General features: G+C 56.0%; 19 protein-coding genes and 1 tRNA gene. 11 read left to right on the top strand and 9 right to left on the bottom strand.

Translation table 11 applies throughout. The features are described from left to right. Positions 1–25: 25 nt before the first annotated feature. From hmeg3_RS07605 to hmeg3_RS07585, 5 genes are all read right to left on the bottom strand, one after another. Positions 26–1,741: a peptidase domain-containing ABC transporter gene (locus tag hmeg3_RS07605; protein WP_094563208.1), complete on the bottom strand. Its 1,716-nt coding sequence runs from the start codon at positions 1,739–1,741 to the stop codon at positions 26–28. A 59-nt stretch (positions 1,742–1,800) separates the two neighbouring features. Then, positions 1,801–3,468, bottom strand: a complete 1,668-nt coding sequence (locus tag hmeg3_RS07600) for a biopolymer transporter ExbB (protein ID WP_094563207.1) — start codon at positions 3,466–3,468, stop codon at positions 1,801–1,803. 103 nt (positions 3,469–3,571) lie between these two features. After that, positions 3,572–4,876 carry an HlyD family type I secretion periplasmic adaptor subunit gene (locus hmeg3_RS07595; RefSeq protein ID WP_094566194.1) on the bottom strand — a complete coding sequence of 435 codons (1,305 nt, stop codon included), beginning with the start codon at positions 4,874–4,876 and terminating at the stop codon, positions 3,572–3,574. A 74-nt stretch (positions 4,877–4,950) separates the two neighbouring features. After that, on the bottom strand, positions 4,951–5,724 hold the full coding sequence (locus hmeg3_RS07590) for a cell envelope biogenesis protein OmpA (protein WP_094563206.1): 774 nt from the start codon (positions 5,722–5,724) through the stop codon (positions 4,951–4,953). An 18-nt stretch (positions 5,725–5,742) separates the two neighbouring features. Next, on the bottom strand, positions 5,743–7,188 hold the full coding sequence (locus hmeg3_RS07585; protein WP_232511916.1) for a TolC family protein: 1,446 nt from the start codon (positions 7,186–7,188) through the stop codon (positions 5,743–5,745). Positions 7,189–7,797: 609 nt separating this feature from the next. Here hmeg3_RS07585 and htpG point away from each other — a divergent pair. The 3 genes from htpG to hmeg3_RS07570 all read left to right on the top strand — a co-directional run bounded on the left by htpG (position 7,798) and on the right by hmeg3_RS07570 (position 11,072). After that, positions 7,798–9,711: a molecular chaperone HtpG gene (gene htpG / locus hmeg3_RS07580; protein WP_094563205.1), complete on the top strand. Its 1,914-nt coding sequence runs from the start codon at positions 7,798–7,800 to the stop codon at positions 9,709–9,711. Between the two features lie 232 nt (positions 9,712–9,943). Further along, entirely contained in the window at positions 9,944–10,450 is a 507-nt protein-coding gene (locus hmeg3_RS07575) for an FUSC family protein (protein WP_094563204.1), read from the top strand. Then, entirely contained in the window at positions 10,440–11,072 is a 633-nt protein-coding gene (locus hmeg3_RS07570; RefSeq protein ID WP_094563203.1) for a GNAT family N-acetyltransferase, read from the top strand. The genes hmeg3_RS07575 and hmeg3_RS07570 overlap by 11 nt, the downstream gene beginning before the upstream one ends. 116 nt (positions 11,073–11,188) lie before the next feature. Here the strand turns inward: hmeg3_RS07570 and hmeg3_RS07565 are convergent, their stop codons facing one another. From hmeg3_RS07565 to hmeg3_RS07555, 3 genes are all read right to left on the bottom strand, one after another. After that, positions 11,189–11,641: a hypothetical protein gene (locus hmeg3_RS07565; RefSeq protein WP_094563202.1), complete on the bottom strand. Its 453-nt coding sequence runs from the start codon at positions 11,639–11,641 to the stop codon at positions 11,189–11,191. Positions 11,642–11,809: 168 nt separating this feature from the next. Next, positions 11,810–12,253 (bottom strand): DUF962 domain-containing protein, encoded by a 444-nt coding sequence (locus tag hmeg3_RS07560; RefSeq protein ID WP_094563201.1) that lies wholly within the window; start codon positions 12,251–12,253, stop codon positions 11,810–11,812. 40 nt (positions 12,254–12,293) lie between these two features. Next, entirely contained in the window at positions 12,294–13,043 is a 750-nt protein-coding gene (locus hmeg3_RS07555; protein WP_094563200.1) for an SDR family oxidoreductase, read from the bottom strand. Between the two features lie 129 nt (positions 13,044–13,172). On the opposite strand from hmeg3_RS07555, the gene hmeg3_RS07550 reads away from it, so the two are divergent. The 3 genes from hmeg3_RS07550 to hmeg3_RS07540 all read left to right on the top strand — a co-directional run bounded on the left by hmeg3_RS07550 (position 13,173) and on the right by hmeg3_RS07540 (position 16,135). Then, positions 13,173–13,688 (top strand): DNA-deoxyinosine glycosylase, encoded by a 516-nt coding sequence (locus hmeg3_RS07550; protein WP_094563199.1) that lies wholly within the window; start codon positions 13,173–13,175, stop codon positions 13,686–13,688. Between the two features lie 212 nt (positions 13,689–13,900). Continuing rightward, entirely contained in the window at positions 13,901–14,698 is a 798-nt protein-coding gene (locus tag hmeg3_RS07545; protein ID WP_094563198.1) for a transporter substrate-binding domain-containing protein, read from the top strand. A 243-nt stretch (positions 14,699–14,941) separates the two neighbouring features. Continuing rightward, entirely contained in the window at positions 14,942–16,135 is a 1,194-nt protein-coding gene (locus hmeg3_RS07540) for a M20 aminoacylase family protein (RefSeq protein ID WP_094563197.1), read from the top strand. A 120-nt stretch (positions 16,136–16,255) separates the two neighbouring features. Here the strand turns inward: hmeg3_RS07540 and hmeg3_RS07535 are convergent, their stop codons facing one another. Then, entirely contained in the window at positions 16,256–16,951 is a 696-nt protein-coding gene (locus hmeg3_RS07535) for a mobilization protein (RefSeq protein ID WP_094563196.1), read from the bottom strand. 493 nt (positions 16,952–17,444) lie between these two features. Between hmeg3_RS07535 and hmeg3_RS07530 the strand changes: the two genes are divergently transcribed. The 5 genes from hmeg3_RS07530 (at position 17,445) to hmeg3_RS07510 (ending at position 23,621) form a co-directional block, all read left to right on the top strand. Beyond that, positions 17,445–18,692, top strand: coding sequence for a serine hydrolase (locus tag hmeg3_RS07530; protein WP_232511915.1), 1,248 nt, complete (start codon positions 17,445–17,447; stop codon positions 18,690–18,692). A 122-nt stretch (positions 18,693–18,814) separates the two neighbouring features. Beyond that, positions 18,815–19,639 carry a spermidine synthase gene (locus tag hmeg3_RS07525; protein WP_094566191.1) on the top strand — a complete coding sequence of 275 codons (825 nt, stop codon included), beginning with the start codon at positions 18,815–18,817 and terminating at the stop codon, positions 19,637–19,639. Between the two features lie 329 nt (positions 19,640–19,968). Beyond that, a tRNA-Lys gene (locus tag hmeg3_RS07520) sits at positions 19,969–20,044 on the top strand. A gap of 129 nt (positions 20,045–20,173) precedes the next feature. Then, positions 20,174–21,187, top strand: a complete 1,014-nt coding sequence (locus hmeg3_RS07515) for a site-specific integrase (protein ID WP_094563195.1) — start codon at positions 20,174–20,176, stop codon at positions 21,185–21,187. Between the two features lie 193 nt (positions 21,188–21,380). Next, the gene (locus tag hmeg3_RS07510) at positions 21,381–23,621 is read left to right on the top strand and encodes a DotA/TraY family protein (protein WP_094563194.1); all 2,241 of its coding nucleotides are present in this window, start codon (positions 21,381–21,383) and stop codon (positions 23,619–23,621) included. Positions 23,622–23,831 lie beyond the last annotated feature (210 nt).

Genomic DNA, 23,831 nt, shown 5'->3' with positions numbered 1-23,831 from the left:
TTCAGTTTGTTCAATATCACTGCAGCTATTGCTGCAAAATCTGCGCACTCGGCCCGTCGGCGACGATCTTGCCGTCGTTAAGAACGATGATGCGATCCATCTGTTTGAGCAGTGCTGTGCTGTGCGTTGCGATGACTACCGTGCGCTGCGCCGAAAACGCGCGAAGCCGCTCGATGATGCGCGCCTCGGTCGCCAGATCGATGCCGGTGGTCGGTTCATCCAGCAACATCACGGCCGGCATGCCCGCCACGGTGCGCGCCAGCGCTACCATTTGCCGCTGGCCGCCGGAGAGATTACCCGGTGCCTTCAAGATCTGATCCAGACGCAGTTCGCCGCGCGCGATCAGATCGTCGACGCTGGAGACTGCCAACGCCGCTTCATACACTTTGCTGTCGACACGATCGCCGACAAAAATATTGGAAGCCAGGCTGCCATCAAAAATGAAAGGCTCCTGCGGTTTGTAACCAATGCAACGCATGCGCACCGGCGTTGCATACGCAGCCACGGCAACGCCGTCGATCAGCACCTGCCCCTTGCCCGGCTCGACCTTGTGCAAGCCGGCCAGAGCGCGCAGCAAACTGCTCTTGCCGGAACCGGACCGTCCGACAATGCCCACCTTTTCACCGGGCTTGATCTCCAGCGAGATGTTGTCCAGCGCCGGGCGCTCGTTCTTGTCCAGATGCAGCGTCAGGTTGATGACCTGGATCAGGCCGCTCATGTCCTGTCGCAAGACGTCGGCGACTTCTTGCGGATCTTCGTCGTCGAACATGTCTTCGAATGCAGCACGTGCGCGCTTGAACATCTCCAGCCGTCCCAGCACCGTTGCCACCGACGAGATCATCGAGGTCGAGCGGCTGATCAACAGCGAGCTGGCAATCAGCGCGCCGACGGTGAGTTGATTGTCTTCCACCAGATACACGCCGACCACCAGCGTACCGACAGAAATCAGGGTATTGCCCACGGCCGAACTGGCGTAGCCGATGTTCATCCAAAAGCGGCTCTTGGCCTGGCTTACTGCGTTGTCCGCAGCATCCGACAGGAAGGTCTTGACCAAGCGATATTGCAAAGGCGAGGTCTTCAGGGTTTCCATTCCGAACACCAGGCTGGCCAGCTTGTCGGTCTTGCCAATGCCGGACTTCAACGCGGCGTTGCCGTAATCGGTCGCCGGGATTTTGCACAGCAGTTGCGCGCTCACCAGTATTGCGCCCCCCACCAGCATCACCCACACCAGATGACCTCCGATCATTCCGACTGCCACCAGATAAAGCAGCAAAAACGGCAGGTCAACCAGCACCAGCATGTAGTTGGACGACAGCAAGTCCCGCGCATTGCTGAGATCGCGATACTTGGCCAGCACCACGCCGACCGGCGCATTGACCTTGGACTCCAGTAAACGGCGCGCCGAGGCGCCATCGAACTCGATGTCGAAACGTCCTGCCAGTTGTTCGACGTAGTACACCCGGATGACGCGCAGGATCAGCTCCAGCACAATGAACAAACCCATGCCCAGTGTCAGCGCCCATAAGGTTTCCGGAATGTGGTTGCCGATCACCTTGTCGTACACCAGACGCGAATAGATCGGCATGAACAGGCCGAATACGTTGATCAGCACACCGGCGATGATGATCTCGACGAAGCGGCTGCCGTAAGCGCGCATCAGCGTCAGATACACCGGATCCTTGCGCAGGGAGCGCAAATCGGCTTGCGGCTGATCGACGTAGATTTGGTCGCTTTCGTTCATGAGATTATCGGCTTCGGATTCGGGTCCAGGTTCGGATTCTGTTCAGGCTGTCACGCGTATCAAGTGTTTCTGGAAGCCGAGATTTCGCGCAGGGCTTCGCGGATTTCGAGACGCAAATCCTTGACCATGGTCACGCGGCCGCTGCGCATTTCGTCGATGACCGTTTGCGTATTGATGTTCTGACGCATCAGCGCTTCGGTAATCGAAGTCATCGAAGTCGGGATGGCGCCGAGGTTCTTGACGCGGTCGTTCATCATCGCCATGTGCTTGGCCAGGTCGATCTGCAGCTGGCGCGATGACAAGGCGTCGCGCGTCATGTTGCTGGAGTTCTCGCCAATGGCCTTGCCCAGTTCGCCCAGACGCTCGGACACGGCCGAATGGATTTCGCCCTGATGCTGGATGGCGCCCAGTTCGTCGGCAATACGGATGGAAATCTGATTGAGCAAGGTCGGCATCTGCGCGATGTGCTGCGCTGTTTTTTCGGTCATGTTGGCCGCTTCCGACTGTTGCGCCTGCAGGGACGTCAGCGCCGACGACAGCGACATCTGGCCGCTTTCCATCGTGGAAACGATCTTCGGCAGCATGTCGAAACTGCGCAGAGCGATATCGCCGTTGACCGACAGGCGTTCTTCCAGCAGCGACAGGCTTTGCGTCAGGTCGCGCGCCGAAGTCATCTTTTGATTGATGATCTGACCGACGTTGCGGATTTCTTCTAGGGTCTGCTGACCGACTTCGTGCATGCGCGGACCGAAGGAAACCAGCTGACGCAGGTTCTTCGATTCATCCATGCTGGCATGGAACAGTTCGACGATGTTCTGTAGCCGTTCGTTCATGCCTTCGAGCTTGATGCCGGCCTGCATCGAGGCTTCCGAGCTGGCGCGCGACGCCATGATGGATTCGCGCTGCAGCACCATCAAGTCTTGCAGGAATTCGGCCAGAAATTGTTCCGATACGCCCTGACGGCTGGAAGAGCTCGCGGCGGGGCCGCTCATGTCGTGAATGACGTGCTGCACCATGTCGCTGATGCATTCACGCGCACGGCCGGTGAGCTTTTTGCCGGCGCCGCGCAACGGCGTCAGTGTCAGGCCCAGTGCCAGCGAACCGATCAGACCGAACATTGATGCCGAAAACGCCGTTCCCATACTGGCCAGCGGTTTTTGCAGGTCGGACACCAGATGCATGAAGGACGCATCCATGTCGCCGCCCTGTGTCGCCTTGCCGAAGCCGTCGATCAGTGCCGCGGTGCCGACCAGTGTTTCCAGCAGACCGATAAAGGTCCCGAGCAGACCCAGCGCGATCATGAAGCCGGTCAGGAATTGCGGAAATTCGGTTTTGGCTTCCAGATGCGCCTGCAAATCCGACAAGGAACGTTCGATGGTTTCCTGTTCGATACGCGAGGTCAGACGGCCTTTGGTGCTGGCGACGCTGGTCAGCACTTTGCCGATTTCGCTGTTCTGGAATTCCGGCGCCTTGGCCAGTTCCATCATCTCTTCACCGCCGTTGACGCGAGCGTAAAACAGCGTGAGTTTGTTGTATTCCCAGTTCACGCGCCAGATGTTGTAGACGATCAGCGAGACGCCGAACACGGCCACACTGATGATGAACAAGTTAAGGAAAGGATTGATCCGGATCGCATGCAGCACGAAATCCCTGAACAGGAAGCCGCCCAGTAGCAAGAACATGGACGGAATCGCAGCGAGTGCATAAAAATTGCGCAGGTTTTTCATACGATCAGGTTCCGAAAAAAGGAAAACAAATAGTTAAACAATCAAAATACAGCTTGTTCATTGCGGCCTCATGACGCCGTCAAGGCATCATGGCCATTACAGCTCATCGCGGTTCCCGCAACGCAGTCTGGCCAAAGCGATTCAGCGGCGACATCAGGTACTGCCATACGGTACGGCGACCGACAATCATGTCGGCCGTGGCGGTCATCCCGGGCATGAGCGCCACGCTATGGTCGATCTCGCGCGGATCGCGCGTCACTTCAATCTTGACGCGGTAAAAGCGTTCGCCACGTTCTTCCGGAACGGTATCGGCGCTGACTTCTGTCACAACACCCTTCATCGAACCGTAGACGCCATAGTCATAGGCCGACACTTTCACACGTGCGGGCGCGCCGGTCATCAACTGGGCGCGGTCCGTCGGCGAGACTTTGGCTTCGATCACCAGTTTGTCGTCGGTCGGCGTCATTTCGATGATGGCGTCGCCTGGCTTGACCACACCGCCGACGGTGTTCATCAGCACCCGGTTGACCACGCCATCCATCGGTGCGCGCACTTCGGACCGCGAGACGCGGTCATTGCGCGATTTGATTTCTTCCTGGAGGCGTGCCAGTTCGTTCTCGCTGGTGGTCAGATCACTACGCGCATCAGCACGGAAGCGCGATGAGGCTTCACCCATCTTGGCCTGTGCTTCGGCAATAGCGGCATTTAACCGCGGGATCATGGCATTGGTAGCGCTGAGACGGCTCTGCGCATCCTGCGCTTTGGACAACGACTGGATGTCTTCCAACTGCGAGGCGGCATTGCGCTCGAACATGCTGTGCACCAGCTTGTATTGGCGTTGCGCCAGATCGTATTCGGAGATCAGGCTCTTTTGGCGGCTGGCGGCTTCGCCGACTTCTGCCTGGCGCTGCGCAGACTGCTCGCGCAGCACGCTCAACTCTTGCGTCAGTTTGGCCTGGCGCGCGGTGAAAGAAGCAAGCTCACTTTGCACCGAAGGATCATCGCTCTTCAGATCCGGCGGCATGGTCACCGACGGTGCTCCGCCGGCTTCCGCCTTGAGGCGTGCAACACGCGCGCGCAGGCCGAGAATCTTGACGTTGCCTTCGCCCAGATCGGCATTGGCGCGCACGTCAGCGATCGAAATCAGCGTCTGGCCTTTTTTCACGGCAGCACCTTCACGCACCAGGATGGCGGAGACGATGCCGCCTTCCAGATGCTGGATCACTTGATTGTGCTCAGAGGCAACGATACGGCCGGCGCCGCGCACCACCATGTCGATCTTGGCAAACCACGACCACACCAGCAGGCATAGCAACACGCCGATGGTAATCAGGATGAAAAGACGCGGACGCGGCAATTGCTGGTGGTCGCCCAGAGGCGCATCGACCTTGGGTGCGATCAGGCGCATCCATTGATAGCTGCGACGGCGTAACTGCAGCCGCAGACGCAGGTCCCAACGCAGCTTGTCGTTGGGTAGCCCGCTCATTTTTCACCTGCCTGATATTGGATGATCACGCGCGCGTTGCTCTCGGCGGTGTTCTCCGAAGTCGCCACGCGGCTGACTACGCGTTCTTTCTCGACACCGGCGTCGATCAGATGGTTACGCACGCCGACGGTACGGTAGTAGGCGCGACGACGCGCTTCGCTGAACTCAGCCGAGCCGATCACGCCGGTGATGACGATCTTGCCTTGCTGTGATTTGACCTTCTTGACCCATTCGCCGATGCTGGCATCGAGCGTCTTGCCGCTCTCCGCGCTCAACTCGGTGGCATCTTTGTCGAAATTCAAAATGACGGCTTTGTCACCGCCTGCAATGGACAGGCCAGGTGCAATTTCCTTCGCCTTCTCGACGCGTACTTGAATATTGTTGTTGCCGCTGGCGCCGGCATCACTGCGCAGGCTGCCGGCCGAAGCCTGCAACGGCGGCGCCGCTTGCCTGGTCTTGAGCTCGGAAATTTCGCGCCTGAGCTTTTCGATCTGATCGGACTTATCTCGGTTCTCGCTCTTCAGACGGGCGGTGTCAGCGTCCTGGCCTTCCGGCGCGTTGACCTCGTCCGGCTTGACCTTGGTGGAGCCGGTCTGGGTCTGAACCATGCCCTTGGTGACCATCTTGTTGACGCGAATTTCCGCCAGCTTCTGCGAGTAGTAGAAGAGCGTCACAACGAACACAACCACCACGAAAATCATGACCAGGACGACGTTAGAGAGGGCGTCCACAAACCCCGGCCAGAAATTCTGTTCTTTTCCGCTATCCATCGATCCCCCAGACCTTCCCTATTTGCCCGCAGGCGCTTTGTCCCCGGGCGGCGTCCATGCCCGGCCGGTGTTTCGTAAAATTTGATAACTGATGTCCGCCTGCTGAAATAACAACACAGCAAAATCCATGCGCGTCTGGTAGGCCTGCTGGTAGGCATCGAGAACGTCGAGCAATTGCTTACCCCCAGTAAACATTTGCTCCAGAGAGGCATCCGCGACACCGGCATTGGTTGAATAGGCATCACGCGAGAGGGGCATGCGTTTTTTCACTGCGCCGAGCGTGCGATAGTTGATCTCGATCTGCTCCTTAAGCTTACGTTCGAGATCAGCGGCGGTGTTGCTCTTTTCCACCAGCTTGGCGCCGATCTGGCTCTGGTAATACATATCCGTACCACCGTTGAGCAAGTTCATAGTCAGCACCAGCATCAGGCGGCGATCGGTGGTCAGGGTCTGATCACCACCGGCGCCGCGGGTTTTTGTCTGCGTCCACTCGACGGCAAAGGTAGGCGAAAACCTCGAACGCGCCGACTTCAGTTCTTCACGGACAGCTTCAGCATCGCTGCGGGCGGCGCGAATGCCCGGATTTGAATCGTAGACATCCTGCAAGGCAACGCGTGATGTCGGCGGCACGATTGGCATCATGCGTTCCGGAACCTGTACTTGCTGCACACGCCGGCCGATCAGTTGCACCAGCGAGACCATGGCGCTTTCCAGTGCACCTTCGTTGTCAGCCACCGTGCCTTCAGCCTGCAGCGCACGGCCGCGCACGCGATCATAGTCGAGCTTGCTGGCGCCGCCGCCCTCCACGCGCTTGCGCATGTAATCAAGCAAATCATTCATGCGCTTGGCGTAGCTGCGTGAAAACGATAGCGAGGCATAAGTGCGCAACACATCATAGTAGGCTTTGATGGCCGAGTAATACAACGACTCGCGCGCATCGTCGCGGCGCTGATCGGCGGCGCGCGACATGGCACGCTGCTTCTGAAAATCAAAGTAAGAACCGGCGGCGAAGATCGGCTGCCGGCCGATCAGTGTCGCATCCCAGCGTTTGTGCTGGTCTGCCGAGATAATGTTGCCGTTCTCATCACGAATCGATGCCGGCGAGGAGTATTCACGGCCTTTTTGTGTACGCACGTCGAGCGTCGGCCCCAATTGTCCGAGCGCTCCCTTGGCCGCATAGTTGGCCTGATCGGCCTGCGCAGCAGTGGCGGCATAGCTGTAACTGTTATTGAGCGCCAGATCCAAGACCTGATCCAAGGTCAGGAACGGGACTTCCTTGTCGTCGACCGTTTCGACTTCCACCGCAGGCAAATCGATGGTGCTTCCAGAGAAATCCGGGTCGGCCTGGCGCAACATCGCCAGAATCTCATCGTTGGAGTCGCCGCTGACCAGTTCGTCCTTGCTATCGGCATTTTTACCTGGCCGAACGATGGAATCAGCCTCTCCCTCCGGACCTACTCGCATTTGCGGAGGCGTATCAAGAGGCTTTTCGTCAGCTTTTGCCTGGGCGAGCGAAATTACTCCGGCATTTAATTTTCCAGAGGGAAATTTTTGACTGGGAAGCGGAAAGGCGACGGGCGTATTCGATGCAGCAATTGCCTGCGACACGACCGAAAATACCAATACACCAAAGACTAACTTCGTGTTTCTTCTATATGTCATTGTCAGATACAACAGACCAGCATGGGAACTGGCCTCCCTCCCCTCATACGAAAGAAATTCAACAAGCCATCAAACAGACCGACTTCGATCGTCCCCGGTAACTGCCATATCTTCTTGTTGTGTATTCTTTTGGGGCATTTAGTTGCTGCGGAATTATACGTGAGACATCGAAAACTATCTGCTCGCGTTACAAAATAAGCAACAAATTCTATCAAGTTTCTTCAAGGGAAATATGAATTTATGGTTACAGAAACGACCGTTCGTGCGCTTCATTGCTCGCAAACAATTTCTTCGACCGTCCATTGAAAATCGCCCAATTACCCTCATTCTCCTTACAATACGCGGTCGCGACACTCAGGCATTCCCTGAGGCGTGGTTAAGAAACTATTCTTTCATTCACGAGGTAAGTACATGGCAGCACCCGAAAAACAGACCCTGGGCTTTCAAGCCGAAGTCAAACAGCTGTTGCAACTGATGATTCATTCCTTGTATTCGAACAAGGAAATCTTCCTGCGAGAACTGGTCTCCAACGCATCCGATGCATCCGACAAACTGCGCTTTGAAGCGATCAACGACAGCGCATTGTTCGAGAACGATCCGGAACTGAAGATCAAGGTCAGCTTCGACAAGACGGCGCGCACGATCACCATCTCAGACAACGGCATCGGCATGAACCGCGATGAAGCGATTTCCCATCTGGGCACGATCGCCAAGTCCGGCACCAAGGAGTTTTTCTCGAAACTGTCGGGCGACCAGCAAAAAGATGCGGCGCTGATCGGCCAGTTCGGCGTGGGCTTCTATTCCGGCTTCATCATCGCCGACCGCATCACGGTCGAAACCCGCCGCGCCGGCACACCGGCCAATGAAGGCGTGCGCTGGGAATCCGAAGGCGCCGGAGAGTTTTCGATCGAAGCGATCGACAAGCCGAACCGCGGCACCGACATCATCCTGCACCTGCGCGAAGGCGAAGATGAGTTCCTGTCGTCGTGGCAGTTGAAGTCCATCATCCGCAAGTACTCCGACCATATCTCCCTGCCGATCCTGATGCAGAAGGAAGAATGGGACGAAGAAAAAAAAGAAACCGTCCAGAAGGACGAACTGGAAACCGTCAATCAGGCCAGCGCCCTGTGGACACGCAGCAAGTCCGACATCACGCCTGAGCAGTACGAAGAGTTCTACAAGCACATCTCGCACGACTTCGGCGCACCGCTGGCATACACGCACAACCGCGTGGAAGGCCGCAGCGAATACACCCAGCTGCTGTATATCCCTACCCGCGCACCGTTCGACATGTGGGACCGCAACAAGCGCGGCGGAATCAAGCTGTACGTCAAGCGCGTGTTCATCATGGACGATGCCGAGCAACTGATGCCGGTCTACCTGCGTTTCGTCAAGGGTGTGATCGATTCTGCCGATCTGCCGCTGAATGTCTCGCGTGAAATCCTGCAAGAGTCGCGTGACGTCAAGGCGATCCGCGAAGGTTCGACCAAGCGCGTGCTGAGCCTGCTGGAAGAGTTGGCCAACAGCGACGAGCAAGCGCAGAAAGACAAGTACGCAGGCTTCTGGACTGAATTCGGCCAGGTGCTGAAAGAAGGCATCGGCGAAGACGCGGCCAACAAGGAGCGTATCGCCAAGCTGTTGCGCTTTGCTTCGACGCACAACGAGCCCGACGCGCAAACCACTTCGTTCGCCGATTACATCGGCCGCATGAAGGAAGGCCAGAACAAGATCTACTACGTCACCGGCGAGAATTACCATGCCGCCAAGAACAGCCCGCATCTGGAAATCTTCCGCAAGAAAGGCGTGGAAGTCCTGTTGCTGACCGATCGCGTCGACGAATGGATGCTGTCCTTCCTGCAAGACTTCGACGGCAAGGAACTGGCTTCGGTGGCCAAGGGTGGCCTCGATCTCGGTTCGCTGGAAAACGAAGCCGAGAAGAAGCAGCACGAAGAGACCGAAACCCAGTTCAAGGATCTGGTCGAGAAGATGAAGACATCACTGGCCGACAAGGCGAAGGACGTACGCGTGACCTTCCGCCTGACCGATTCGCCGACCTGCCTGGTGGCGGATGAGGACGAACTGTCGGGCAATCTGGTGCGTATGCTCAAGGCTGCCGGACAAGCTGCACCGGACGCCAAGCCGATTCTGGAAATCAATCCGGATCACCCGCTGGTGCAACGTCTGAAGTACGAAGAAACGAAATTCGACGATTGGGCGAATATCCTCTTCGATCAGGCGCTGCTGGCTGAAGGCGGTGCATTGACGGATCCATCCGGCTTCGTGAAACGCCTCAACGACATGCTGCTGGGCATGGCGTCGAAGTAAAGCTACACGACAGACTGGCAACGGCAGCACCGTTTGCCAGGCAAGGACTGCGGCGACCTTCTGGTCGCCGCAGTCGTTTACGGTTGCCATATCGCGGTCCGATCCTATACAGTGAGGCGCAGAACGCCAAAGCCGGTCTGTAGCAGTTAAAAATAGCGGCTCCACCAACACCATTGACCGACACACAATGCGCCGTCCCCCGCCTGTACGGAGGCCATCGCAACATGCATATATGGAATTCCACTTCCTTTCACCGCGCAAGAATGCGCTGGTCTATCTCATCAAGATTCTCAGCGGCTCGCTGATCCTGTGGTACGGCTTGCGCGCCGTGGGATTGCCGGAGCCATACTGGGCGATGATTTCGCTGATCATCGTGACCGAGCCGGACATGATGATCGCCAAGGCAAATTTCCGTGCCAGGCTCATTAATACGATTTCCGGCGCGATCATCGCGTGTTTGTGCCTGATTATCTTCGGCGCCAACTTTCTCTCGATGTTGATTGCATTGACGACGGCGGTACTGGTCGCCATGTTATGGCAGAACTATCCCACCAACTGGCGCCTTGGCCCGGCGACGGTAGTGATCCTGATGTCGGCGGCGTTTGCCGGTGGCGGGCTGCATCAGGAATTGCATCTGGCCCTGCTGCGCGTAGCGGAGGTCATCACCGGCAGCACGGTCGCTCTGCTGCAGACGGTCGTGTATATCGGCATTGTCAACCGTTTGCGCCATGTCGACTGAACCACGACACTCGCGCATCCTGCTGCGCCCTTGGCGCAAAAGCGATCTGGAGCCGTGTGCGGCAATGAATGCCGATCCGGAAGTGATGCGGTATTTTCCTGCGGTTCTCAACCGCAGCGAGAGCGATTATCTGGTGCAACGTATTGAGGAACATATCAGCGAACACGGCTTTGGCCTCTGGGTGCTGGAGATTCCCGGCGAGCTGAGCTTTGCCGGTTTTGTGGGGCTGTTGCGCGTCCCGTTTGACGCGCATTTCTCGCCGGCTGTGGAAATCGGCTGGCGTCTGGTGCCGCAGGCCTGGGGTAAAGGTTATGCCACGGAAGCAGCCCAGGCCGTTCTGAGTCACGCTTTCAATGTACTCGGCATGAAAGAAATCGTTTCCTTCACCACGGCCGGCAACAAGCGTTCCCAAGCGGTGATGCGGCGTATCGGCATGCACACGCGCGTGGAAGAAAACTTTGAGCATCCGCGCTTGCCTGCGGGCCATCCGCTCCGCGTACATGTGCTGTACCGCCTGCGCCGCGAGCAATGGCAGCTGCAATCAGCCTATGCCGCTGCCGGCGGACTGCCCGGAACCGCCGGGCTGTTTAACGGAAATGAAAACGAAAACGGACGCCTATAAAAAAACCGCCGCCGGTCAGCGTTGAGGCTGAACCGGCGGCGGTTTTTTTGCTTCTTTACTACTCAGCGATCAGGCGCGCTTACTACTCAACCTCGCTCCCAAATCCCTTGTAATGCTTAGTGCGTCACACGTGTAGTACGGCCCGATGACAACAAACGTACACGTTCACCGACACGGAAGATTTCATCCGCATCTTGTGTGATGGCGCGCAGTTCGCCGTTATCCAGACGCACGGTGATTTCCAGGCCTGGCTTGTTGGCGATACGCGACTCGACCTGATTGCCGGCCACGCCGCCGATCAGTGCACCGACAATGCCCGCGGCCAATGCGCCGTTACCACCACCAATGGCAGAACCGGCAGCGATGCCGCCCAGTGCGCCGCCGGCAACAGTGCCGACGCCGCTTGCGCCCTTGTCGATGGTGACGTTACGCACCGATTCAACCACGCCCATGCGCACTGTTTGCTCGCCCTGAGCCTGACGCGTGTTGTAGACGCTAGCCGAATTCGGCGTGACGGCGCAACCTGCTGCGAGTGAACTGATAGCGACGATGAGGATCAATTTTTTCATGCAAAACTCCGACGGAAAGTATGCCCTAACCAGGGCGGTGTCCTTGCAGCAAATTCATTGCCAATGCCACTTTCAGACGCGGCACGTGCTGCAAATAACTATTGGTATTTTAATACAGACCGCCTCTTGATCCTGATTTATGCAATTCGTTCCCGCTAATCACCTCCGTTAATAGGAGATGCGCCAGCGCCGATACAACAGACTCAGTACAAACAACGGCCCGATCAGAAGAAACCGCAAGTCCTCAAAAAACGAAGGTTTCTTGCCCTCGATCTTGTGCCCGATGAACTGCCCTATCCATGCAGCCACAAAAACCGCCACCGACGCCGGCAAGACGGAGGAAGCAGGCAGATACGACAAGATCAGCAGCATCGCACCCGCCATCACCAACATGCCAACCGCAAACGCAGGCGACAACGTGAAGTAATACGCCAGCGACGCGATCACAACGATGACCGCCAGCGCCGGCGTAATTGCCCACAACAAACCGAGCAGCGACAGCACAATGGCCGGCACACAAATACAGTGAATCGCTTCGTTGAGCGGATGCTGATGGCTTTCTGCATAACGCGCCAGCAAGAGATCAATGCGGCGGTGGGTGATAACACTCATGCCTGCCTCCAGACAAATTGAGCGAAACGGAAGATTTGAATCAACGCCCGCCGGACACATCGATAAAGGTGCCGGTGGCATAAGAAGCCTCATCCGACAGCAGCCACAGGACGGCGTTGGCGACTTCTTCGGCAGTGCCGCCGCGCTTCATCGGTACCGCGTCCTTGAGGCGGTCGACACGCCCGGCTTCACCGCCGCTGGCATGAATATCGGTGTAGATCAGACCGGGGCGAATCGCATTGACGCGAATACCTTCAGCAGCCACTTCCTTGGACAAGCCGATGGTGAAGGCATCGATGGCGCCCTTCGAGGCAGCGTAGTCGACGTATTCGCCCGGGCCGCCCAGCTTGGCCGCCATCGACGACAAGTTGACGATGGCGCCGCCCTTGCCGCCATGTTTGGTCGACATACGGCGCACCGCTTCACGCGCACACAAAAAGCTGCCGGTGACATTGGTCAGCAGCACGCGGTTGATGCGCTCCGCCGTCATTTCTTCGACACGTGTCTGATGTTCGAGAATACCTGCATTGTTGACCAGCGCGGTCAGCGGACCCAACTCTTTGTCGACGGTCTGAAACAGATGCAGGATGTCGGTCTCGACTGCCACATCGGACTTGACCGCGATGGCGCGACCGCCGGCTTTGACGATGCCGTCCACCACGGCGTCGGCCGCAGCGCGATTCGATACATAACTGATGGCCACGGCATAGCCGCGTGCCGCTGCTGATTGTGCAACTGCAGCACCGATGCCGCGGCTGCCGCCGGTGACGATAATGACTGGTTGTCCCATATATAGTTGTCCTTGTAGGTTGGTATGGATAAAGAAAACCTCCGTCAAATAGTGTAGCCTTAATCGTCCGGCTGTGTTGCCGCCGGCCAAATCCTCGCCACTTCTGCACTCATAAAAAGACAAGCACGCATGTCCCGCAAACGCAGCTTCCCGCATGTCACCGACGCCCATACCCGCATACTGATTCTAGGCAGCCTGCCCGGCGAAGCATCGCTTGCGCAGAGCCAGTACTACGCGCATCCGCAAAATAAATTCTGGGCGCTGATGTCTGATGTGATCGACACCGACCTGGTCTCACTGCCCTATGCGCAACGCCTGGAAACACTATTGAAAAATGGTGTCGGTTTGTGGGATGTCGTCGCCGAAGCACGCCGGGAAGGAAGCCTCGACAGCAATATTCGCGAGCACATTCACAATGACCTGACGCGACTATTGACGACGCTGCCGCAACTGCGCGTTATCGCATTTAATGGGGGCACCGCCGAGCGACTTGGCTTGAAGGCATTGGGAGATATCGCGAGCAACTATCGGATAATCAAACTCCCCTCAAGCAGCCCCGCATATACCCGCCCTTATGCGGAGAAAAAGAGGGAGTGGGAACAACTGAAAATAGGGGGTGCTGCCCCTCAGAGTTCTGCACAATAAAATTGATCAAATAAGGGCGCCAACAAGAAAAGCCGAAGCAGTATTAAGATAGGTGAAACTTCGCCGTGCCGGAAACCCGTCACCCAGCAGGTTTGCCTAAATTTCTTTAAGTCGTGGCATGCATATTGCTTAATTGAAATGTTATTTCTACTATCCGATACGGCGTCTTTCTTGCCGGTTCGGTGTTAATCAATATTTCCCAGGTGAGATCAATGAAATTTGCAAAGCTGCTGCTCCTGTTTTCCATCAATCTGTTTTCCTTTGCTGCCACCAATGCTAACGCCGACGCACTGGCCGATATCCAAAAGCGTGGCGTGTTACGCATTGCCGTTCCGCAAGATTTTGCACCGTTTGGCTCGGTCACCTCTGACCTGAAACTGCAAGGCCTCGACATTGACGTCGCGACATTGATCGCCAAGAACATGGGACTGAAACTGGAACTGGTGCCGGTCACCAGCGCCAACCGTATCGCCTACCTGCAAACGCATAAAGCCGACCTGGCGATTTCCACATTGGGCAAGAATGCGGAACGCGAAAAGGTTATCGCTTTTTCACAGCCCTACTCGCCGTATAACAATAGTGTTTTCGGACCGGCTAACATCAAGGTTACCGGCCCTGCAGATCTGGCAGGTAAAGTCGTTGGTGTTGCACGCGGCACCTTCCAGGATATCCAGCTCACCGAGACCGCGCCGTCCAGCGCCACCATCAAACGTTACGAAGACAATAACGGCATGATCTCCGCCTACTTGTCGGGTCAGGTGCAACTGGTCGGCACAGGCGATTTCGTTGCCGTTGCTCTGGCGGAAAAGATGCCTTCCAACAAGCCGCAAATGAAATACGTTATCCAGGAATCCGGCTGCTACGTCGGCTTGCTGAAGGATGAACCTGCGCTGATGGCCAAGGTCAATACTGCATTGACACAAGCAAAGAAGAGCAACGAACTGACGGCAATCGTGCAGAAATGGCTCAACGTGCCCCTGCCGGAAAAAATGGCAAAGCAGTTTGAATAGCGAGACTCAGGCGACAAGGTTCAAGTAACAAGATTCAAATACCAAGATATGAAGCTGCGCCGCCGGGAGTTTTCGATAAATCTCCATGGGCTGCGCAGCGGCATTGAAGTACTGAACTACTGAAATACGGCGGACCTTCTCGCCGAGAAATGACGTTATGCAGCAAGTTTCAGATAGCCTATACAGGCTCCCGGCAGTTGTATCTGAAATCAAAACAAGCAAGAGCTTACAAAGGCAAGTCCCATGAAGTTGATCGATCCCATCATCGGATTTCATTCGGAAATCCAGCAGATCCGCCGCGATCTGCACGCGCACCCTGAGTTGCGTTACGAAGAACACCGCACCGCGGAAACCATCGTCGCCAAGTTGACTGAATGGGGCATACCGGTATTGCGCGGCCTGGGCGGCACCGGTGTCGTCGGCATTCTTAAAAATGGCGAGAGCAAGCGCGCAGTCGGCCTGCGTGCCGACATGGATGCACTGCCGATGCAGGAACTCAACACGTTCCCGCACGCCTCCCGTCACGCCGGAAAAATGCACGCCTGCGGCCATGACGGTCACACCGCGATGCTGCTCGGTGCGGCCCGTCATCTGTCTCAGCAGCGTGATTTTGACGGCACCATCTATCTGATTTTTCAACCGGCGGAAGAAGGCGGCCGCGGCGCCGACAAGATGATCAAGGACGGTCTGTTCGAGCAATGCCCGATGGATGCCGTGTTCGGCATGCACAACTGGCCGGGCATGCCGGTCGGCAGTTTTGGCGTGCGGCCCGGTGCGATCATGGCGTCGAGCAATGCATTTGAAGTCACGGTCAAGGGTAAGGGTTCACACGCAGCGCAGCCGCACAAGAGCATTGACCCGGTGCTCGTGGCGGCGCAGATCGCGCTGAGCTGGCAAACCATCGTCGCGCGCAATGCCAACCCCAATGATTCCGCCGTACTGTCGGTGACCCAAATCCACACCGGCAGCGCCATCAATGTGATTCCGGATGATGCTACCTTGAGCGGCACCGTGCGCACCTTCAGCATGGAAGTACTGGATATGATCGAGCGCCGCATGCACGATATCGCCACGCACACCGCCGCTGCTTTTGGTGCTGACATCGAATTCAAACTTGTGCGCAGTTATCCGCCGCTGGTCAATCACGCCAAAGAAACCGCCTTCGCGGTCGGCGTGATGCAAAACATCGTCGGTGTGGAACAGGTCAACACCGACGTCGAACCGTCGATGGCAGGCGAAGACTTTTCCTACATGATGTTGCACAAACCGGGCTGTTACGTATTCATCGGCAACGGAGAAGGCGACCACCGCGACAGCGGTCACGCCATCGGACCATGCAATCTGCATAATCCGAGCTATGACTTCAACGATGATTTGCTGCCGATCGGGGCGACGTACTGGGTCAGGCTGGCGGAAGCATTTTTGGCGGCGAACTGATATCGACGCGCTGATGGTGACGGTCAGCGCGACGAGCAGCGAATCGCGCTGACCAATTCAAAGCCACAACACTGAAGCAGTCAGCATTGCATTGCCGATCAACTGCTTCGGTCATTCCCTCTACAAAGCAAGCTTGCCGATATCGGCGTAAGCGCGATTCAGCCAGACCTTGACGCGCTGACGTTCCAGCATGCCGAGTCCGGCGCTCGCACCGCCCGATTGATTAAGCGCAGCCCAAAAACTCGCGCTTTGCTGATCAATCTTTTGCATGGTCGTATCGGGCAAGCGGCGCAGTGACACCACGCTCGCACCAAGCTTTTCAGCGCGCTCACGCTCACCGGAGGCCTCCAGAATGTCAAAGCGGTCACCGCGAAGTTCATTGAGAACCAGCACCAGCTTGAGCCGCCCGCCGAACTGATCGAGCCATTTTTTCAGCAACTCCACCGAGTCGCGGCCCGTGTCCATGACATGCCACCACGTCAGCGTCATCCCCTGCTCTTGCGCAAAATCGAGCACGCCGGAATCTTCTATCCACGCCGACAACGACTGCTGCGTCTGGGCCGCAAGGTCAACCAGAATGCGGCGTTGCGGGTCTTCCAGTGCGCGTTCGATGATGGGATCAAGACTGTCGTGCTGGTCGAGCACGAGCGGCGCGGAAAAATCTGCATAAAAGCGCAGCAGCGCGCCATGCGATTTATCCGTGTCAAAGCCGAAAAATGGAATGTTCCAATCGATGAAATACTGGGCCAGCACGCGGGAGACCAGCGATTTTCCAACACCGCCTTTTTCGCCACCGATGAAGTGGATGTGACTCATTTCTATAGATCCTTTATTGTCAGGTGGGTAGCGCTAAAACGAGAGTGCCATACTGTGTAGATCGGATACTGCAAGGATGATGCCATGACATGCAGGTCAGGGTTGAGGCTTACACGGCTGAAACAACAATAGCGTTGCTTCAATCCGGTGCAACAAAGCGGCGAACCGTGCTATGACCGGAAAAAGATGATGTCGTAAAACGAGCCGTTGAATCCACCATTCAAAATGAGGTATTCCACTGCCCGCCCGAACAAAACGATGCCGGCGAAGACAATGGCCAGCCTGATAATGAAGAGTATTTTTTTCAGCATGGCAGAAGTGTAGCCGATGATGGCCGGCGATCATCCGGGTGCGAAGGAAGAATTGTCCTACGCGCCACCCGCAATTTCCTTGTTGCAACATCGCTGTTATGCTTGGTCTGTTGACCGGTTGACACATGATCACGCCGGCAACAGCAGTACACATCTAATAACGACAAACAAGGAGACACTTCATGTCCACACGCGACAAGCCGCTGCATTTCAAGAAAGCCCCCCTCTTCGTTGCCCTTGCCTTTGCTGCCACAATGACACAGATACAGGCGCAAGCGCAGACACCGGTCAATGTCCATGCCGCTGAAAAGATCGGCACCGTGCAGCAGATCTATGACGGCGCGCTGCTGCCGGATATCCAGGCCAATACCTTCCGCAACATCGACCGCCTGTTCTCGACGCGCACCGTACCCGCCTCCGGCAAGGCCTACCCGCTACCCGCCGGCGACAAGCAACTGAAGAACTTCGTCTTCAAATCCAACGGCAAGAACTTCGACTTGTACGACTACGTCTCGCTCAATCGCGTCGGCGGCCTGCTGGTGCTCAAAGACGGCAAGATCGTGTTTGAGAACTACCAGCTCGGCAACAGCGAAAAGACACGTTGGATGTCGATGTCGGTGGTCAAATCGATCACTGCAACGCTGATCGGCGCGGCAATCAAGGACGGCCATATCAAGAGCATCGACGATCCCATCGTCAACTATCTGCCGGAACTCAAAGGCAGCGCCTATGATGGCGTGTCGGTGAAGAACCTGCTGCAGATGGCGTCCGGCGTGCGCTGGGACGAAACCTACGTCAATCCAAAATCCGACCGTCGCCAGATGCTGGAAGTGCAGACCATGCAGAAGCCGGGCGCCGTGTTGCAGCTGATGTCCAAGCTCCCACGTGCCGCGGCACCGGGCACCCGCTGGAATTACAGCACCGGCGAAACGCAAGTTGCCGGCGCATTGGTGCGCGCGGCGGTCGGCAAGCCTGTGGCGCAGTATCTGAACGAACGTATCTGGGGCAAGTTCGGCATGGAGTCGGATGCGACCTGGTGGCTGGAATCGCCTGACGGTCTCGAAGTCGGCGGCAGCGGCTTGTCGGCAACCTTGCGCGACTACGGCCGCTTCGGCCTGTTCCTGCTCGGTGGCGGCAAAGCCGGCGGCGAACAGATCTTGCCCGACAACTGGGTCAAGGATGCCGGCAGTCCGAAGATGGTAGATGGCAAGCTGGTCAACTACGGCTACATGTTGTGGCCGATTCCCGATGCCGCCGGCACCATCAACGAAGGCGCCTTTGAAGCACGCGGCATCTTCGGTCAGCATATCTACATGAACCCTAAGGAAAACGTCGTCATCGTCGTCTGGGGCGCACTGCCCAAACCAACCGGCAGCGCGCCGGTCGGCGACAATGACTTCTTCGCCGCCGCCACACAGGCAGTGCGCTAAGCAAGCTGTAATCAATCGCTGCGCCCGGATGTCCCTCTCCCGGCGCGGCGGTGATGTTGCCGGTACTTCATGCGAGACCGCCCGACAAGGTATCATTCGGCAATTCGAATGCGGGCAACATCATGTTAATCAGAAGAAAATCCATCGAGGCGCAAGCCAACACCAAAGCCGGTCCCGGTCCGGGCAAGGAAAAATCCAAGCCGAAATCCGCGGCGCCCCGCAAACCCAAATTTGCGCCGGTGACGCTGTCTGAACAAGACGGCATCCGTTATCTGCATTTCGGCACGGAATGGGTTCAAGGCGCCATGCGCATCCGCAAGCCCGACTGGATCGAACTCGAATACGCGCAGCAAATGATGAGCTGGATGCTCTTCAACGATGCACCGGAACAGATCGTACAGCTCGGGCTCGGCACCGCCGCGCTGACCAAATTCAGCTATCGCCAGTTTCCTGATGCGCGCGTGACGGCGGTGGAACTGAATCCTTCCGTCATTGCGATCTGCAACAGCATGTTCAAGCTACCGCCGGAAGACGACCGCCTGTCCATCCTCGAAATGGACGCCAATGATTTCATATTCGACCCGCAACGCGCCGGTACCATCGATGCCTTGCAAGTCGATCTGTACGATGCCACTGCGCGCGGCCCGGTGCTCGACACGCCGGAGTTCTACGTGGCCTGCCGCGACAGCCTGAGCGACAACGGCGTGATGACGGTCAACCTGTTTGGCGATCATCCCAGCTACGCCAAAAACCTCAAAGCGATGCGCTACGCCTTCGACCAGGTGATATCCCTGCCGGAAGTCCACGACGGCAACGTCGTCGCCCTCGCCTTCAAGAACAAGTTCGTGCCAGACTTCACCGCCCTGTACGAACGCGCCGCAGCCATCACCGCTGCCACCAAGTTGCCGGCAAAGTCGTGGGTGAACGGCATCAAGAGCAATTTCTAGTTATCGTTTTGCGTTGCCTTGTCAACGCGCACACGCACCCGGCGACAAACCAAGCTCGCAAGCTCGCCGGACGGCTGTGCGGCCCAGTCGCTTCCTGGGTATGCATCGTTGTCATTGGTGTTGTGATGGGTGGGCAACGCGAACACCTGTCTTATAGCAAGGCAAACACCCCGGCCATGCGGCATTTCCACGGCCTAGCACGGTATGAGACGGCATGAATTGCCCGATTCAGCGCGTTTTGTGAGGAGTCGGATAATTTTTTAGACTTTTTTCAAAAAGGGGCTTCCAACTTTGAAATTAATCAGGTTATAATCACGCCTCTTCATCGGGGGGCGTTAGCTCAGTTGGTAGAGCAGCGGACTCTTAATCCGTAGGTCGAGTGTTCGAGCCACTCACGCCCCACCAAGGAACATCAACGGTCTAGGCTTATGCCTAGGCCGTTTTCGTTTGTGGCCTTGAATTGCTCCGAATTTTCCCCTACTAGTAAAAGTCGTTTTTTGACACACTTTTGGCACACTTCCAGTGAGGCTAACAGTGGCAACAATCAGAAAACGAGGAAATCTCCAATGGCAGGCCATAATCCGAAAACGTGGATTTCCAGCGCAGTCCAAAACTTTCAACACAAAATCCGAAGCACTAGCTTGGGCAGGTCATGTCGAGTCGGAAATGACCCGAGGGGTATTCGTTTCGACTGGCGAAGCAGAGCGTACAACGCTCGGTGAAGCCCTAGAACGTTATTGGACGGAGGTCGGTAGTAAAAAGCGACATCCAGATCAAGAGCGGCAAAGAATCGACCAATGGAAACGTAACCCACTAGCACACAACTATCTTGCATCTCTGCGAGGAACTGACTTTGCCCGCTATCGCGACAACCGCAGATCTCAAGGCCGCGCTGAGAATACGATTCGCCTGGAACTCCAACTAGTTAGTCACTTGTTCGAGATCGCTCGAAAAGAATTTGGCATGGAAGGTCTCGCCAACCCGCTTAAAAACATCAGAAAACCTAGTGGAAGTAAAGCGAGAGATCGACGTCTACGGCCTGGTGAATACGAGAAAATTCTTGCGACCTTAGCATCCACCAAAAATCCGTTCGCAGCCCCAGCATTCCAATTAGCTATTGAGACATGCTTGAGACAAGGGGCTCTGTTCTCGCTCAAGTGGGAGTGGATCAACCTATCTACTCGGTTGATATCCATCCCAATCACTTCCCGCGGCGCCGACAACAAAAGTATTCCCGCAGTTCTCCCTCTATCAAACCACGCCATTCAAGTCTTAACTGAATTGCGCTCGAGAGCGCCCTGCAAAACCAATGGACGAGTTTTAGACACGTCCGTCAATGCAGTGATTTGTATTTGGAAACGTAGTTTGAAGAAGCTTGAAATTGACGACCTCCGATGGCATGACCTGCGCCATGAGGGAGTAACACGCCTTTTCGAGAAGGGTTTTCATACCCTTGAAGTAGCCAGCGTGTCAGGGCATCGATCCATGGATATGCTGCGGAGATATACCCATCTCAACCCGGAGAGTCTTTTGGAAAGACTTGGCTAAAACTCATATCGTCCACGCCCCCGAAAGTTATGACCTTGCTGTTGGATCTTGTTGACCCACGCTGTAACGATTTGGTGGAATACGGCGCAACACGGTGATTTTAATGCCAATCACGCCTCACCGAATCTTATGACCTTAGCGCTTGAGCGCTGGATGCCCTGTGGCTATTGAAGCTTAAATTTCACCGAAAACTATGACCTTTCTCCAAAAGCCCCATGACTTTCCAGCGCCAGTTCTAGCGCTAAAACAGAGAATTTTTCTGGCCGCCATCGCCTTTATTCTTATACCTATTCCGGCCCACGCTGGCCTTCTTACACAGATTACTGATCTGCTGGCGGCTAACATTACGCCAAGCGACGAATCCATGGCCATGCTGCGCAATGTGGTTGGTGACTTCGTTCTGAATCCCTTCGGACAAGGCAGTAGTGCGGCCGGCGGTAGTGGCACCGGCACAGTACTGGGGGAGATGTTCAAGACTTTCAACATGTTCATTTTCGTGACGGCGATGATCTGGTTCACCTACACCTGCATGGGCGGCCTAGCTCAAACCATGCATGAAGGAGTGGTACTGGGACAACGCATGTCCACCGTCTGGCTGCCCGTTCGCGTAGCGTTTGGTGCTGCCAGCCTGATGCCGGTGTTTGGAGGATGGGCATTTTGCCAGGCCTTGATGGTGATTGGCGCCACGATGGGTATTGCCGGCTCCAATGCTATTTCAAAGACCGCGATCGACAGTAGTGCAGCGTTCCAGGTTACGGTCAACCCTATGGGGTCTGTGAAACAGGCGGCCCAACTGCACGACGTCGAAGGACATATTCTGCTGGGGGCTGCCTGCACACGCGCGGCGAATTCTCTCAACAAAGAGAGCGTCTACTATGAAGTGAATAACAACCCCAAGACCGACTTTGCCCCAACGATCACCTCGAGCGCCAGCACTATCGTTATGGCATTTCCGAATAACCAAGGTGATAGCGGTTGCGGCAAGATCAAGTTAACTTTCAGCCCGCGCTCGAACAATCCGACGATGTCGGATTGGACTGGGTCCACGTTTGGATTCCGGATAAACGGTATCAATTACGAGGGCATCCGGAGCGTGTCGATGGATAGCCACAAGAAGACGCTGAAGGCTGTCTACGATCTGGCCAACAAGGTCATCGATGGGGCGCTCAGTACGGAAGCGAACTCCGCAGAGATTCAGAAAGCGATTTTGGTCCTGAATCAGGGGTATTTCGGCAGCTACACCCAGACCTTCCAGGATCAGCTCGCCACCATGACAGCTTCGGCCAATGGTGCGTCGAACATGTCGGCAATCAACGACCAGCTGCTGAGCACCATGAAAGAAGGTGGATGGGCGACGCTGGGGATCTGGTACGGCGTATTCGCAGAGGTCAATGAGGCGATGAACGAAATGCTGGATCCGGTGGCGACTTTCGATAACCCCAAGATTGCACTGACCTCGGTCGATGAGAGCGTACAAGCCGCAATCTCAGGACTGATCTCGTCGGCGCAATCCAAACCGGAGACGTTGGACAATGCCGTCGGCAACGTCTCACTTGGCCAATACATCATGGCAGGCAGCATGAGCGCACTGGGTGGATCGAGCGCGACAGGGATGTCCAAGACGATCAATCCGATCATTACATACAAGAACATCGGCGATAACGCCTTAGCGCTGGCGCAGACACTCTATTTCGCCCATACGGTTCTGAAAGAAATTCCGTTGCTCCAGACGGTCGCTGAAAAGGTCTCTAGCATGGCGTCGAAGAGTTCTGGGATCATGAAAATTGTATCGGACATCTCTGCCGACGCCCGAGGCTTGTTAGTACCTGTAGCGCTCATTCTCTTCGCGACAGCGGCCGCGATGGCTTTCTACCTTCCTATGCTCCCATTCATTCAGTGGTTTGCCGCCCTGGTGCAATGGTTCACCTCGGTGCTGGAGTCGCTTGTCGGTGCTTCGCTCTGGGCGCTGGCTCACTTTGACTCAGATGGCGATGGGATGGGGCAACGGACCAGCTACGGTTACCTGTACCTGTTCAACAATTTTGCACGTCCCATAATTCTCACACTTGGCTTTTTCTTCGCGTCTGGCACCGTGACAGTGCTGGGCACGTTCCTGTTCAAGTACTTCGGCTCGGCGGTGGCTTCTGCACAGGGAAATAGCTTGACCGGCTTGATGTCGATTGTGGCGTACCTCGTGATTCTTACTGTGCTTGGCATGTCGCTGATTAATTCGTCATTTTCCCTACTGCTAGGAATGCCTGATCGCCTGATTGGCTGGATTGGACAAAATGCGGGCTCCCACGTTGGCCAAGACGTCGAAAGCAGAGTCAATAACGTATTTATAGGAGCCGCGAAGAACGGTTCTCAACTCATGGGGAGCGCCCAAAGTGAAAGCCTCATGAGCGCAGTAAAAAATTCGTCAAAACCTCAATAGAACAGCCTCACTTGGAAGGAAAAAATAGTATGCGCACCAACCAATTTATATATTTATTACCCGCATTATTCTGCATCGTCCTGAACACCCTTGGAATGTTTTGCCTTTGGAGTGCGACTCGGCCTCTCTATCAAGGACATTCAGACACTATCGCACCTGTATTTCTTAGCGCATCTTATGAGCTAGCGGGAATGTTCATCTTGGCTACAA

The organism is Herbaspirillum sp. meg3, from assembly GCF_002257565.1.
Taxonomy (GTDB): domain Bacteria; phylum Pseudomonadota; class Gammaproteobacteria; order Burkholderiales; family Burkholderiaceae_D; genus Herbaspirillum.
Note: the sequence above shows the minus strand (reverse complement) of the source record. Positions and strands in the feature narration are given on the sequence as shown.

Excerpts from the sequence above, each read along its gene's own strand:
- hmeg3_RS07540 (WP_094563197.1), top strand. The coding sequence starts at position 14,942 with ATGAAGTTGATCGATCCCATCATCGGATTTCATTCGGAAATCCAGCAG.
- hmeg3_RS07565 (WP_094563202.1), bottom strand. The coding sequence starts at position 11,641 with ATGAAAAAATTGATCCTCATCGTCGCTATCAGTTCACTCGCAGCAGGT.
- hmeg3_RS07550 (WP_094563199.1), top strand. The coding sequence starts at position 13,173 with ATGTCCCGCAAACGCAGCTTCCCGCATGTCACCGACGCCCATACCCGC.
- hmeg3_RS07605 (WP_094563208.1), bottom strand. The coding sequence starts at position 1,741 with ATGAACGAAAGCGACCAAATCTACGTCGATCAGCCGCAAGCCGATTTG.
- hmeg3_RS07510 (WP_094563194.1), top strand. The coding sequence starts at position 21,381 with ATGACCTTTCTCCAAAAGCCCCATGACTTTCCAGCGCCAGTTCTAGCG.
- htpG (WP_094563205.1), top strand. The coding sequence starts at position 7,798 with ATGGCAGCACCCGAAAAACAGACCCTGGGCTTTCAAGCCGAAGTCAAA.
- hmeg3_RS07555 (WP_094563200.1), bottom strand. The coding sequence starts at position 13,043 with ATGGGACAACCAGTCATTATCGTCACCGGCGGCAGCCGCGGCATCGGT.
- hmeg3_RS07560 (WP_094563201.1), bottom strand. The coding sequence starts at position 12,253 with ATGAGTGTTATCACCCACCGCCGCATTGATCTCTTGCTGGCGCGTTAT.
- hmeg3_RS07600 (WP_094563207.1), bottom strand. The coding sequence starts at position 3,468 with ATGAAAAACCTGCGCAATTTTTATGCACTCGCTGCGATTCCGTCCATG.
- hmeg3_RS07590 (WP_094563206.1), bottom strand. The coding sequence starts at position 5,724 with ATGGATAGCGGAAAAGAACAGAATTTCTGGCCGGGGTTTGTGGACGCC.
- hmeg3_RS07595 (WP_094566194.1), bottom strand. The coding sequence starts at position 4,876 with ATGCGCCTGATCGCACCCAAGGTCGATGCGCCTCTGGGCGACCACCAG.
- hmeg3_RS07525 (WP_094566191.1), top strand. The coding sequence starts at position 18,815 with ATGTTAATCAGAAGAAAATCCATCGAGGCGCAAGCCAACACCAAAGCC.
- hmeg3_RS07585 (WP_232511916.1), bottom strand. The coding sequence starts at position 7,188 with ATGCGAGTAGGTCCGGAGGGAGAGGCTGATTCCATCGTTCGGCCAGGT.
- hmeg3_RS07575 (WP_094563204.1), top strand. The coding sequence starts at position 9,944 with ATGGAATTCCACTTCCTTTCACCGCGCAAGAATGCGCTGGTCTATCTC.
- hmeg3_RS07545 (WP_094563198.1), top strand. The coding sequence starts at position 13,901 with ATGAAATTTGCAAAGCTGCTGCTCCTGTTTTCCATCAATCTGTTTTCC.
- hmeg3_RS07570 (WP_094563203.1), top strand. The coding sequence starts at position 10,440 with ATGTCGACTGAACCACGACACTCGCGCATCCTGCTGCGCCCTTGGCGC.
- hmeg3_RS07530 (WP_232511915.1), top strand. The coding sequence starts at position 17,445 with ATGTCCACACGCGACAAGCCGCTGCATTTCAAGAAAGCCCCCCTCTTC.
- hmeg3_RS07535 (WP_094563196.1), bottom strand. The coding sequence starts at position 16,951 with ATGAGTCACATCCACTTCATCGGTGGCGAAAAAGGCGGTGTTGGAAAA.